This is a genomic window from Kitasatospora sp. NPDC051984 (assembly GCF_044593455.1).
Classification (GTDB): Bacteria; Actinomycetota; Actinomycetes; order Streptomycetales; family Streptomycetaceae; genus Kitasatospora.
In genome coordinates, this window is the sequence record NZ_JBIUCB010000006.1 from 323,328 (window position 1) to 336,149 (window position 12,822).

The following is a 12,822-nucleotide window of genomic DNA, read 5'->3' on the forward strand; positions in this document are numbered from 1 at the left end:
GGATCAGCCCCCGAACCAGGAACGAAGGGTGTGCTGCAGAACGGGGTAGAAGGCGCCGCCCATCAGGACGATCCAGATGCCGACCACACTCCACAGCATCTGCTTCTGGTACTTCGGGCCCTTGGCCCAGAAGTCGACCGCCACGACCCGCAGGCCGTTCAGGGCGTGGAACAGGATGGCGGCCACCAGGCCGTACTCCATCAGGTTCACAAGCCAGAACTTGTAGGTGGCGATCACCGAGTCGTACGCCTCGGGCGACACCCGCACCAGGGCGGTGTCAAGGACATGTGCGAACAGGAAGAAGAAGATCAGGACGCCGGTGACTCGGTGAGCCACCCAGCTCCACATGCCTTCCCGGCCGCGGTACAGCGTTCCAGCCGGCACGGAAAACCCTCCGGAAGCGGTTTGGGGGCTCGGCCGGCTTTCTGTCGGTCAGCCCGGCCGGATACGGTCCACCGGCCGCGAGCATCCTATCGACGCGTCGGGCCCCGCTGCCGTCGGGGGCCCCTGCTGTGATCAATCAGGCACGCACGGGCTAATCGGAACGGGAACTCTGACGCTGTGCGACCATCCGGTCGCGCCGTGCGGCCGGTCCGGAGCGGTCAGTTCCGGACCGCCACCAGGTGCTCCAGGCGGGTCAGCGCTATCCGGCGCAACTCCTCGGCCGAGATGAGCCGTTCCTCGTCCAGATCGTTGGCCAGCCGGGTGCGGATCGAGGTCAGCACCGCGTCCAGCATCTCCTCCTGGTCCACCCCGTCCAGGCAGACCACGAAGACATGGCCGAACCGTGCCTCGTACGCGGCGTGCGCGGCGCGCAGCGCGGTGTGGGCCGCCTGGCTGCCCGGGGCGCGCATGCCGAGCAGCGGCTGCGGCATCCAGCTCTCGTCGGCCAGCGCCTCGGCGAGGTCCGCCGGGCGCAGGTCGTAGCTGGCTTCGCTGGCCGCCGCGAGCAGCGAACCGATGTCGGGGTACGGGCGGTGGGCGGTCAGGCGCAGCGCCCAGCGGTGGCTGCCGCAGCAGGCGAGCAGCGCCTCCTCGACCGCGCCGGAGTCGGCTTCGTTGAACCTGTGCAGTCCCAGGAGGGACGGGTCCGTCCGCACGTCGAGACGCTGCGGCGGGATGTCGCTGGTCAGCGGATCCTCCTCGTGAGGGCGGGAAGGGGGGATGCTGCAGAGACAGAGGGGGTGCGGCAGTGCCTCCGCACAGGGCCTTGACGGCTCGGCGGGGCAGCGCCTCCACGGTAGTTGAGGGTTCATCAGTTGGGGAGGCGGCGGGCCGATTTCATTCGATCGAGCTATCAAGTTGTGACCCGCCGCCGCTCCCGTTCACACAGAACCGCTCAGCCGGCCCGGTGCACCTTGTGGTTGGCGGCCTGCGCCCGGGGCCGGACCACCAGCAGATCGATGTTGACGTGCGCCGGACGGGTCACCGCCCAGGAGACGGTGTCGGCGACGTCCTCCGAGGTCAGCGGCGCGTCGACGCCCGCGTACACCGCGTCCGCCTTCGCCTGGTCGCCGCGGAACCGGGTCAGCGCGAAGCCCTCCGACTTCACCATGCCGGGCGCGATCTCGATCACCCGGATCGGCTCGCCCACGAGTTCGAGGCGGAGGGTCTGTGCCACCGAGTGGACGGCGTGCTTGGCCGCCACGTAGCCGCCGCCGCCCTCGTACGCGGCCAGCGCCGCCGTCGAGGACATGATCAGCACGGTGCCGTCGCCGGTGGCGCGCAGCGCGGGCAGCAGCGCCTGGGTCAGGTGCAGCACGCCCAGCACGTTCACCTCGAACATGGTGCGCCAGTCCTCCGGGTCGCCGGCCTCGACGCTGTCCGCGCCGAGCGCGCCGCCCGCGTTGTTCACCAGCACGTCCACCCGGCCGACCTCGGCGGCGAACGCGTCCACCGCGGCCCGGTCGGTGACGTCCAGCGTGAAGGCGCGGCCGCCCAGCTCCTTCGCCAGCACCTCGATCCGCTCGGTGCGGCGGGCGGTCAGCACCACCTGGAAACCGTCCGCGGCCAGCCGTCGGGCGGTCGCCGCCCCGATGCCGCTGCTGGCGCCGGTGACCACGGCCACCTTCTGCTCGCTCATGTCCACTCCTCGTAGGTCCGACCAGGTGTTCGGTGTCGGGATCATCCCAAGGATCGCCCCGGGGGTGTTGTGAGCAAGCTCCCAGCCGTGGCATCTGTCTGCCCGTGAGGGGCACGGCTACATTGCGTATCCAGCCGAGACGTTGATCGGCGCTAACCCCCCCACCATCTTCCGCGGAGGACACCCATGGCAGCCGAGCCCCGCCGCACCGAGTCGGGCCTGCCGATCGAGCCGGTGTACGGCCCCGAGACCCTGGCCGGCTTCGACGCCGCGAGCCGGCTCGGCACCCCCGGCCAGTACCCGTTCACCCGCGGCGTGTACCCGACCATGTACACCGGCAAGCCGTGGACGATGCGCCAGTACGCCGGCTTCGGCACCGCCGCCGAGTCCAACGCCCGCTACAAGCAGCTCATCGCCAACGGCACCATGGGCCTGTCCGTCGCCTTCGACCTGCCCACCCAGATGGGGTACGACTCCGACGCCGCGATCTCCTCCGGCGAGGTCGGCAAGGTCGGTGTCGCCATCGACAGCGTCGAGGACATGAGCGTCCTGTTCGGCGGCATCCCGCTCGGCGAGGTCTCCACCTCGATGACCATCAACGCGCCCGGCTCGCTGCTGCTGCTGCTCTACCAGTTGGTCGGCGAGGCCCAGGGCGTGCCCAGCAACAAGCTCACCGGCACCATTCAGAACGACGTGCTCAAGGAGTACATCGCCCGCGGCACCTACATCTTCCCGCCCAAGCCCTCGCTGCGGCTGATCGCCGACGTGTTCCAGTACTGCCGGGCCGAGATCCCCAAGTGGAACACCATCTCCATCTCCGGCTACCACATGGCCGAGGCCGGGGCGAACCCCGCGCAGGAGATCGCCTTCACCCTCGCCAACGGCATCGAGTACGTGCGCACCGCCGTCGCCGCCGGCATGGACGTCGACGACTTCGCCCCCCGGCTCTCCTTCTTCTTCGTCTCCCGCACCACCCTGCTGGAGGAAGTCGCCAAGTTCCGTGCCGCGCGCCGGATCTGGGCCCGGGTCATGAAGGAGGAGTTCGGCGCGAAGAACCCCAAGTCGCAGATGCTGCGCTTCCACACCCAGACCGCGGGCGTCCAACTCACCGCCCAGCAGCCCGAGGTCAACCTGGTCCGGGTCTCCGTGCAGGCGCTCGCCGCCGTGTTCGGCGGGACGCAGTCGCTGCACACCAACTCCTTCGACGAGGCGATCGCGCTGCCGACGGAGAAGTCCGCGCGGCTCGCGCTGCGCACCCAGCAGGTGCTGGCCTTCGAGACCGACGTCACCGCGACCGTCGACCCGTTCGCGGGCTCCTACGTGGTCGAGGCGATGACGGACGAACTGGAGGCCGCGGCGCTGGAGTTGATGGCCAAGGTCGAGGACATGGGCGGCGCGGTCGCGGCGATCGAGCAGGGGTACCAGAAGGGCGAGATCGAACGCACCGCGTACCGCATCCAGCAGGAGCAGGACTCCGGCGCGCGGACCGTGGTCGGCGTCAACCGCTTCCAGCTCGCCGAGGAGGAGCCCTACGAGCCGCTGCGGGTCGACCCGGCGATCGAGGCGCAGCAGGCGCAGCGGCTCGCGCGACTGCGTTCCGAGCGGGACTCGTCGGCGGTGGACCGGTCGCTCACGTCGCTGCGCAAGGCGGCGGAGGGGACGGACAACGTGCTGTACCCGATGAAGGAAGCGCTGGCCGCTCGGGCGACGGTCGGCGAGGTCTGCGACGCGCTTCGGGGGGTTTGGGGCACGTACACGCCGGTGGACCGCTTCTGAGTCGCACCGAGGTGCAAGTGAGGCCCGTGCCGCGATCTTTCCGGCACGGGCCTTCCGCTTCGCGCAGTTCTCCCCCCAGCCCTAGCGGGCCGGGAGGTGCCCCCACGCGCCCCTGTCGGGACGCGGGCGCGGGGAACTACTCGGCGGGAACTACTTCTTGATGGCGAAGGACTTGAAGAAGCCCTTGCCCGGGGAGCCCAGGCCGGTGGCCGTGTCGTAGCCGCTGGAGGCCGAGAGGCCGTAGTCGGCGCCGATCTTGTAGAGGCGGACGCGGAGGGTGTTGTTGATGACGCCGAGGTCGACGACGTTGCCGCGCTTGGTGTTGACGGCGTTGTCGTTCACGTCGTGGAAGGCGTTGGTGTCGGCGCGGTCGTAGAGGGCCGGGTTGGCGAAGCCGAGGGCGCGGCCGCCGCGGGTCTCGAAGGCGTTGGCGAACATGGCGGCGGTCTCGGGGGCGGAGACCGAGGTGCCGCCGAAGCCGCCCTCGCTGTAGGCGCCGCCGGAGGTGAAGCCGACCAGGGTGGCGGCGACCAGGTCACCGCTCATGGCGATGTCGGGGGTGGCGCGCAGCGGGGTCTTGGACTTGGTGCCGTCGGCCGCGGTCTTGCTGATGCTGTCCGGGACGACGCCCTGCTGGTACCACGGCTGGGCGAAGTCCTTGGAGACACCGCCGCCGCCGCCGAAGTAGAACTTGCCCGGCATCGGGCTCCAGGACTTCTGGTCGGCGGAGAGCACCGAGCGCTGGTCGCCCATGGAGACCTCGTGGCCGTACTTGCCTTCCTTGTCGGCCAGTTCGAGGGCGGTGCCGCCGACCGAGGTGACCCACGGGGAGGAGGACGGCCACTGGGCCTGGGCCTGGTTGGTGTCGGCCTCGCAGTTGACGCCGGTGGCGGCGGCACCCGGGGAGTCGTCGCCGCAGTCGCCGGAGGAGAAGGTGAAGCCGATGCCGGTGAGGGCGCCGAGCTGGAAGATCTGGTTGTCGGCGGCGACCACGGCGGGGTCGATGTCGCCGGACTTGCCGTGCATGATCTCGCCCCACGAGTTGGAGACGATGTCGGCGAGGTGCCCGTCCACGACCTTGGCCATGGCGTCGTAGAGGTCCTCGTCGAAGCAGGAGTTGCCGCCGACGTAGACGACGTTGGCGTCCGGCGCGAGGCCGTGCACCATCTCGACGTCGAGGGCTTCCTCGCCGGCCCAGCCGTCGGGGCCGCCGCACTCGGCCTGGTGGGTCCACTGCGCGGGCGTGACGTACTCGGTGTACTGGCCCGGCTTGAACGGCTGGTCGCCGTGCAGGGTGGAGAAGTGGTTGGCGTCCTGCTCCATGGTGGACAGGCCGTAGGCGTCGATGACGGCGACGCGGGCGCCCTTGCCGGTGACCTTGGCGTCGGTGACGCTGTAGGCCTTGCGGAGCTGGGACGGTATGTACGAGCAGGGGGCGAACGGCTCGTTCTTCTCGTAGCCCTCGGGGGCGCCCTTGGCGGTCTTCGAGCCGTAGCCGTCCTCGGAGCAGGTCGGGACGGTCGGCAGGGTCGCCGGGTCCTTCTTGTCCGGGCCGGCCTGCTTGGCGGAGGCGTTCAGGCGCTGCTCGGCCTCGCGGACCGAGGTGGCGGAGGAGCTGTTCTTGTGGATCGCGTCGGCCAGGCCGGAGACCGCGAGGACGGCGTCGGAGACGGAGGCCGGCACCTTGGCGTCGGCGGTCGGGGCCCGGTGGGTGCCGTCCGCGGTGCGGTAGTTGTGGAAACCGGTGCCGAACGCCTTGGACAGCGCGGCGGTGGAGCCGGCGACCTGCACGTAGTGGGCGGTGCTGGCGGAGACGGTGAGGCCCGCGGCGGACACCCAGTCGGTGACGGCCTTGACCTGCTCCGGGGTGGCGCCGAACTTCGCCTGGGCCTGGGCGGACGTCAGGTACTTGCCGTAGTCGGGCGAGTGGGGGTCGGAGACGGCCTGGGCGAGGGCGGCGAGGCCGCTGGCGTCGCGTCCGGCCAGGTAGATGCGGGCGGTCGCCGGGGCGGCGGCGTCGGCCGCGCCCGCGTCGGCCTGCGGGGTGGCCCACTCCGGGTGGGTGCCCGGCAGGGTGCGGGCGGTGTCGCCCACGGGGGTGGCGGCGGTGGCCGGGACGGCCGCGCCGAGGGTGGTGATGATCAGTGCGGCCGCGACGGTGGCCGGAGCGATGCTCTTGGCGAGCCGATTGCGCGTGATGGGCACGTCGGTCCCCCCTTCTCGGTTCGATGGAGCGTCAACTGCCCTTGTGAGGGCGTGACGAGGCGCGCCGCAGGCGGACTGTCCCACCCCACTGCGGCACCGGAGTTGACTGTGCGAAAGCTGTCTATTCGGACTGATGTGCCCTGCTCAAGAGCGGGTCCGAAAGCTTTACCGCGCCATGACCCGATCGGGGGGAAGGGTTGGCTCCGAGGTGCGGGAGTGGCCGCCGGTGCAGGTCGTTGCACATGGCAGGCGGCGGAGGAGCCGAACACAGGAGCGGGCCGAATCGAAGAGTCATACCCATCATGGGGGGCGGTATGCATCCAAACGGTGAGATCTTTGGTGGAAGTCGGGCCAAAAGCCCGCCACCGGCCTACTCTTGTCAAGGTGAACGATCCTCAGCCAGCAGCCGCTGCCACCGTCACCGCCGTCCGCCCGCTCGCCGACCTCCGGGCCCGAGTAGCGGCCCACCAGGCCGAGTTGATCGACCTCCGCCGTGATCTCCACCGGCACCCGGAGCTCGGCCGCCAGGAGTTCCGCACCACCAAGCTGCTGCGCGAGCGCCTGATCGCCGCCGGGCTGGAGCCGCGGGTGCTCCCGGGCGGCACCGGTCTGCTGGTGGACCTGGTCCCGCCGGGCACCGCGCCCGGCACCCCGCTGCTGGCGTTCCGCGCGGACATCGACGCGCTGCCGATCGACGACGCCAAGAAGGACGTCCCGTACCGCTCCACGGTGGCCGGCCGGGCGCACGCCTGCGGGCACGACGTGCACACCGCGGTGGTGCTCGGCACCGCGCTGGTGCTGGCCGAGGCGCTGGCCGCGGGGGAGCTGACCCGTCCGGTGCGGCTGATCTTCCAGCCGGCCGAGGAGATGATGCCGGGCGGCGCGCTGGACGTGATCGCGGCCGGCGGGATGGAAGGGGTCGGGCGGATCTTCGCGGTGCACTGCGACCCCAAGGTGCAGGTCGGCCGGATCGCCCTGAAGACCGGGGCGATCACCTCGGCCTGCGACAAGGTGGTGATCAGCGTGGACGGCCCCGGCGGGCACACCGCCCGTCCGCACCTGACCACCGACCTGGTCACCGCGGTCGCCAAGCTGGCCGCCGAGACGCCGTCCGCGCTGGCCCGCCGGATGGACCCGCGCTGGGGCGTCTCGCTGGTGTGGGGGCGGATCGCGGCCGGCTCGGCGCCGAACGTGATCCCGCAGCACGCCGAGCTGGAGGGCACCGTCCGCTGCCTGGAGCTGGCGGGCTGGCGGCAGGCTCCGGAGGTGCTGGAGGACCTGGTCGCGCACCTGGCCGAGACGCACCGCGCCAAGTGGACGCTGGACTACCACCGGGGCGTCCCGCCGGTGGTCAACGAGGCCGATTCGATCGACCAGTTGGAGCGCGCGATGAACGCCCGGTTCGCCGAGGGCCGCGGCCCGGTGGTGGAGCCGACCGAACAGAGCCTGGGCGGCGAGGACTTCTCCTGGTACCTGGAGCACGCCCCGGGCGCACTGGCCCGCCTCGGGGTGCGCGGCCCGGACGAGAAGGGCGCCCGCGATCTGCACCAGGGCGACTTCGACGCGGACGAGCGGGCGATCGCCGTCGGCGTCGAACTGTTCGCCTCGCTCGCGCTGGAGTACGCCCGGATCTGACACCGTGTCCAGGGCCGGGCGCCCCTTCCCGAGCCAAGTCGTTCCGTGGTCGAATCGTCCGCGCAACGATCACCTAGGGGAGGGGACCCGATCATGGACAGCACGCGCCGCAGACTCCTGTTCGCCGCCGGAGCCGCCGGAGCCACCGTCACCGCCGGACTGGCCGCCGCACCGTCGGCGGGCGCCGCCGGCCCGACCGTCCCGAAGCCGGACGAGCCGCTGCTCGACTGGTACAACGTCAGGCGGTACGGGGCTCTCGGCGACAACAGCAACGACGACTGGCAGCCCATCACCGACGCCATCGCGGCCTGCCCGCCCGGCGGCGTGGTGTACTTCCCGGCCGGGCAGTACCTGGTCAGGAAGCCCCTGGTGGTGCCCGCCCACGTCACGCTGGCCGGTACGGTCGGCAGCCGCTGGTTCAGCTACTTCCCGAAGAACGCCGACGGCGGCCCGGTGCCGCCGGTGTACATCAAGCCCAAGTGGGGCGAATTCACCGGCGGCGCGCTGATCCAACTGGCCGGTACCGGCGCCCGGTTGCGCGACCTCGTGCTCGCCTCCGGCCGCGCCACCGACAACTCGACCGGCGGCGGCCCCGTGCACGGCCTGACCGCGACGGGCCAGATCAAGGCCGTCCGGCTGAACAACGTCGGGATCTTCAATTTCAGCGGTTACGGCGTGTTCACCGACTCCGGTACGGATGGCTTCCCCGGCGGCTGGGAGGTCTCCCACCTGAGCATGGAGGCCAACAAGCTCGGCGGCTGGCGCTCCGACAACTCCAAGGACGCGGCGTTCGCCTTCGGCGACGGGGTGATCGACTCCTGTGAGGCCGGCGCCAACGGCGGCGACGGCTGGTACTTCGCGGGCACGGGTGCCCTCGGCTTCGTCGGCGTCCGGGCGACCTGGAACAGCGGCAACGGCTTCCACCTGACCGGCAAGTGCGGGACCACCGGCTTCACCGAGTGCCAGACCGACCGCAACGCCTACAACGGCTGGCTGCTGGAGAGCCCGCAGACCACCCCCGCCTCCGCCCCGTCGCCGCACTCCATCACTCTGACGGGCTGCCAGGCCAGCCGCGACGGACGGAACAACAACGTCACGCCGGGCGGCTACGCGGGCTTCCGGATCACCGCCCCCGCCGGTGACCCCGCCGTCCCGGTCACCCTGACCGGCTGCGCCACCCACGTCTCCGGCGACGACAAGCCCGGCGGGCTGCTCGCCCCCGACTACGGCGTGTACGTCGACCACGCGCTGCGGGTGCTGCTCACCGGCTGCATGCTCACCGGCACCAAGGCGAGCGTGCGCGACGACGCGGGCGCCGTGCTGGACAACGGCACCACCATGCACAACGTGACCACCACCGCGGGCGTGTCCTACAACGTGCCGTCGCCCGCGATCACCCCGACCGGCAACGCCCCACAGCCCGCCGACTCGGGCTTCGGGACCTGGTCCTTCGACCCGGCCACGGCGTCCGACCAGAGCGCCCGGCTGGCCTCGGGCAACGTCTACCTGGTGCGGGTGGAGACGCATCAGCCGGTCACCGTCTCGGCGGTCTCCGTGCTGCTGGCGGGGACCGGGGGCGGGTTCACCACCGGCAACGTGGCCGGCGTGTACGACCGCACCGGCAAGCTGCTGGCCGGCACCGCGGAGCAGGCGACGGCCTGGTCGGGCGGGGTGAACACGCTCTGCCGGATGCCGCTGTCCAAGCCGGTCACCCTGGGTCCCGGCTTCCACTGGGTGGCGCTGCTGGCCAACGCCACCACCCCGCCGAGCTTCGCGCGCGGGTCGACGTTCCCGAACCCGGGCGCCTTCCTGAACGCCGGGCTCACCCCGGCCACCTACCGGGTCGCCGCGCTGAAGGACAGCGCCACCGCGCTGCCGTCCACCTTCGATCCGGCGCAGAACAGGAACGCCGACGGCACGGTGCAGATGTTCTGGGTCGGGCTGAGCTGATTCCGGTCCGGCACCGCGAGGCCGCGCCGCCGAGTGCGACGCGGCCTCTTCGCGGGTATGGGCCGGAGGCGTACCGTGGTGGCGCGCTACCAGCCAGTAGCGGAACGGGAGTTGAACAAGTGTGCGGCTATGTCCGGATTTGCCCGGGCGTACGACCACATTTTGATAACAACCGCGAGGCCCGTGCAGGCCGTAACACAACTGTGTTCTACGCGCGTTACGGTGGCGCTCGACCACGCCATTCGGGTGTGTGAGAAGGAGAAACTCCCTTGCGCCGTTCACTCAAGCTCGCCGCGGCAGTGCTCTCGGGTTCCCTGGGCATCGCCTCGCTCGCCGCCTGCGGCGCAAAGAGCACCGACACCACCAACGCCAACGCCGGTGCCGGCGGCTCGGGTCTCAAGGTCGGCATGGCCTACGACATCGGCGGCCGCGGCGACCAGTCCTTCAACGACTCCGCCGCGCGTGGTCTGGACCAGGCCAAGTCCGAGCTGGGCGCCACCATCAACGAGGCCGAGGCCAAGTCCGGTGAGTCCGAGGGCGACAAGGAGCAGCGCCTCAAGTCCCTGGTGACCGGTGGCTTCAACCCGGTCATCGCGGTCGGCTTCGTCTACCAGGACGCGGTCAACAAGGTCGCCAAGGAGAACCCGAACGTCAAGTTCGCGATCGTCGACTCCTTCTCGCCCGAGCAGCCGAGCAACGTCACCTCGCTGACCTTCTCGGAGGAGCAGGGCTCCTACCTGGCGGGCGTGGCCGCGGCCCTCAAGTCGAAGACCAAGCACGTCGGCTTCATCGGCGGTGTGCAGTCCGAGCTGATCAAGAAGTTCGAGGCCGGCTACGTGGCGGGCGCCAAGTCCGTCGACCCGAGCATCGCGATCGAGGTCACCTACCTGAGCACCCCGCCGGACAACACCGGCTTCGCCGACCCGGGCAAGGGCAAGCAGGCCGCGCAGGGCCAGATGGACAAGGGCGCGGACGTCATCTACTCCGCCGCCGGCTCCTCCGGCAGCGGCGCCATCGAGGCCGTCTACAGCGCCTCGGGCAGCAAGTGGGCCATCGGCGTCGACTCGGACCAGGCCAGCCAGCCGGCCCTGTCGAAGTACAAGGACCACATCCTCACCTCGATGGTGAAGAACGTGAACACCGGCGTGTTCACCTTCATCAAGTCGGCCAAGGACGGCAGCGCCCAGTCCGGCAAGAAGAACTTCGACCTGAAGGACGGCGGCGTGTCGCTGGCCACCACCGGTGGCTTCATCGACGACATCAAGGCCAAGCTCGACGCCGCCACCAACCAGATCGTCAGCGGCGCCACCAAGGTTCCGACCGCTCCGCAGGGCTGATCCCCTGCCACCGCGCCGCCCGCCCACCGGGCGGCGCAGTGGTCTGACACATCACAAGGAGGGGCTCGGAAGGGATGCGCCACGCGCATCCCCCGGGCCCCTGCCTGTGCCCCCACCGCCGCTCCGGTGTCCGTCCAGCGGCTGCCCCACCCCGGCCCCCCCTGAGCCTCCAGCGCGACGAAGCGCCCGACGACCAGCAGGAGATCGCCATCACTCCCTCCGACTCCGCCCCTCCCGGCGGCACCCCCAGCGCGGGGACGGCGACACCGGCCGTCGAACTGCGTGGCATCACGAAGCGCTTCCCCGGTGTGGTGGCCAACCACGACATCGACATCACCGTGCAGCGCGGCACCGTGCACGCCCTGATGGGCGAGAACGGCGCCGGCAAGTCCACCCTGATGAAGATCCTCTACGGGATGCAGAAGCCGGACGAGGGCACCATCGCCATCAACGGCGAGCAGGTGGCCTTCGCCACCCCCGGTGACGCGATCGCCCGCGGCATCGGCATGGTGCACCAGCACTTCATGCTGGCCGACAACCTCACCGTCTGGGAGAACATCGTCCTGGGCAGCGAGAAGCTGTACGGCATCGGCGCCAGGGCGAAGGCGAAGATCCGTGAGATCTCCGACCAGTACGGCCTGGGCGTGAAGCCGGACGTGCTGGTCGAGGACCTCGGCGTCGCCGACCGCCAGCGGGTGGAGATCCTCAAGGTGCTGTACCGCGGCGCCCGGATCCTGATCCTGGACGAGCCGACCGCGGTGCTGGTCCCGCAGGAGGTCGACGCGCTGTTCGACAACCTGCGCGACCTCAAGTCCGAGGGCGTCACCGTCATCTTCATCTCGCACAAGCTGCACGAGGTGCTGTCGGTCGCCGACGCGATCAGCGTGATCCGCCGCGGCACCACGGTCGGCGACGCCGACCCGAAGGCCGTGACGGCCCGCGAGCTCGCCGAGCTGATGGTCGGCGCCGAACTGCCGTCCCCGGAGAGCCGCGAGTCCACCGTCACCGACGTGGAGATGCTCCGGGTCGAGGGCCTGCGGATCGCCAAGCCGGACGCCGAGGGCGTCGAGCGGGTGGTGCTGGACGACATCTCGCTGCGCATCCGCAAGGGCGAGATCCTCGGCATCGCCGGCGTCGAGGGCAACGGCCAGGCCGAACTGGTCGAGGCGATTATGGGCATGCTGCCGCTGGACGCCGGCACCGTCACGCTGGACGGCACCGACCTGAGCAGCTCCCGGACCCGGGCCCGCCGGGAGGCCGGCATCGGCTACATCCCGGAGGACCGGCACCGGCACGGCCTGCTGCTGGAGGCCCCGCTCTGGGAGAACCGGATCCTCGGCCACGTCACCGAGCGGCCCAACTCCAAGGGCGTGCTGCTCGACCCGTCCGGCGCCCGCGCCGACACCCAGCGGATCGTCGAGCAGTACGACGTCCGCACCCCCGGCATCGAGGTCACCGCGGCGTCGCTGTCCGGCGGCAACCAGCAGAAGCTGATCATCGGCCGCGAGATGAGCCACCACCCGAAGCTGCTGATCGCCGCCCACCCGACCCGCGGCGTGGACGTGGGCGCGCAGGCGCAGATCTGGGACCAGATCCGCTCCGCCCAGCGCGAGGGCCTGGCGGTGCTGCTGATCTCCGCCGACCTGGACGAGCTGATCGGCCTGTCCGACACCATCCGGGTGATCTACCGCGGCGCGCTGGTCGCCGACGCCGACCCGGCCACCGTCACCGCCGAGGACCTGGGCACCGCGATGACCGGTGCCGCGACCGGCCACATAGTCTCCGACCGGGTTCCGCCCACCGACACCGCCGAGCACGTGCAGGCGGGGGAGTAGC

At 70.8% G+C, this 12,822-nt stretch carries 9 protein-coding genes; 5 read left to right on the plus strand and 4 right to left on the minus strand.

Annotated elements, in window-relative coordinates:
• Positions 1-3: 3 nt before the first annotated feature.
• The 3 genes from sdhC to ACIHEI_RS15185 form a co-directional block, all read right to left on the minus strand.
• Positions 4-384, minus strand: coding sequence for a succinate dehydrogenase, cytochrome b556 subunit (gene sdhC / locus ACIHEI_RS15175; protein ID WP_387644714.1), 381 nt, complete (start codon positions 382-384; stop codon positions 4-6).
• Positions 385-602: 218 nt separating this feature from the next.
• The gene (locus ACIHEI_RS15180; RefSeq protein ID WP_396606898.1) at positions 603-1,100 is read right to left on the minus strand and encodes a 2-oxo-4-hydroxy-4-carboxy-5-ureidoimidazoline decarboxylase; all 498 of its coding nucleotides are present in this window, start codon (positions 1,098-1,100) and stop codon (positions 603-605) included.
• A gap of 239 nt (positions 1,101-1,339) precedes the next feature.
• Positions 1,340-2,083: an SDR family NAD(P)-dependent oxidoreductase gene (locus tag ACIHEI_RS15185; protein WP_387644717.1), complete on the minus strand. Its 744-nt coding sequence runs from the start codon at positions 2,081-2,083 to the stop codon at positions 1,340-1,342.
• A 186-nt stretch (positions 2,084-2,269) separates the two neighbouring features.
• Here ACIHEI_RS15185 and ACIHEI_RS15190 point away from each other — a divergent pair, with 186 nt between their 5' ends.
• Entirely contained in the window at positions 2,270-3,859 is a 1,590-nt protein-coding gene (locus ACIHEI_RS15190; protein WP_387644720.1) for a methylmalonyl-CoA mutase, read from the plus strand.
• 150 nt (positions 3,860-4,009) lie between these two features.
• On the opposite strand, the gene ACIHEI_RS15195 is transcribed toward ACIHEI_RS15190, so the two are convergent.
• Positions 4,010-6,064: a protease pro-enzyme activation domain-containing protein gene (locus tag ACIHEI_RS15195; RefSeq protein ID WP_396606899.1), complete on the minus strand. Its 2,055-nt coding sequence runs from the start codon at positions 6,062-6,064 to the stop codon at positions 4,010-4,012.
• A 384-nt stretch (positions 6,065-6,448) separates the two neighbouring features.
• Here ACIHEI_RS15195 and ACIHEI_RS15200 point away from each other — a divergent pair, with 384 nt between their 5' ends.
• The 4 genes from ACIHEI_RS15200 (at position 6,449) to ACIHEI_RS15215 (ending at position 12,821) form a co-directional block, all read left to right on the plus strand.
• Complete coding sequence (locus ACIHEI_RS15200) at positions 6,449-7,699, plus strand: amidohydrolase (protein WP_396606900.1); 1,251 nt, start codon at positions 6,449-6,451, stop codon at positions 7,697-7,699.
• A gap of 93 nt (positions 7,700-7,792) precedes the next feature.
• A complete protein-coding gene (locus ACIHEI_RS15205) occupies positions 7,793-9,649 on the plus strand; it encodes a glycosyl hydrolase family 28-related protein (RefSeq protein WP_396606901.1) in 1,857 nt (618 codons plus the stop codon).
• A 269-nt stretch (positions 9,650-9,918) separates the two neighbouring features.
• Positions 9,919-10,986, plus strand: a complete 1,068-nt coding sequence (locus tag ACIHEI_RS15210) for a BMP family protein (protein WP_396606902.1) — start codon at positions 9,919-9,921, stop codon at positions 10,984-10,986.
• A gap of 74 nt (positions 10,987-11,060) precedes the next feature.
• The gene (locus tag ACIHEI_RS15215; RefSeq protein ID WP_396606903.1) at positions 11,061-12,821 is read left to right on the plus strand and encodes an ABC transporter ATP-binding protein; all 1,761 of its coding nucleotides are present in this window, start codon (positions 11,061-11,063) and stop codon (positions 12,819-12,821) included.
• Position 12,822 lies beyond the last annotated feature (1 nt).

Bases quoted from the DNA above. Each gene is read 5' to 3' on its own strand.
- ACIHEI_RS15215 (WP_396606903.1), top strand. From the start codon at position 11,061: ATGCGCCACGCGCATCCCCCGGGCCCCTGCCTGTGCCCCCACCGCCGC.
- ACIHEI_RS15185 (WP_387644717.1), bottom strand. From the start codon at position 2,083: ATGAGCGAGCAGAAGGTGGCCGTGGTCACCGGCGCCAGCAGCGGCATC.
- ACIHEI_RS15190 (WP_387644720.1), top strand. From the start codon at position 2,270: ATGGCAGCCGAGCCCCGCCGCACCGAGTCGGGCCTGCCGATCGAGCCG.
- ACIHEI_RS15205 (WP_396606901.1), top strand. From the start codon at position 7,793: ATGGACAGCACGCGCCGCAGACTCCTGTTCGCCGCCGGAGCCGCCGGA.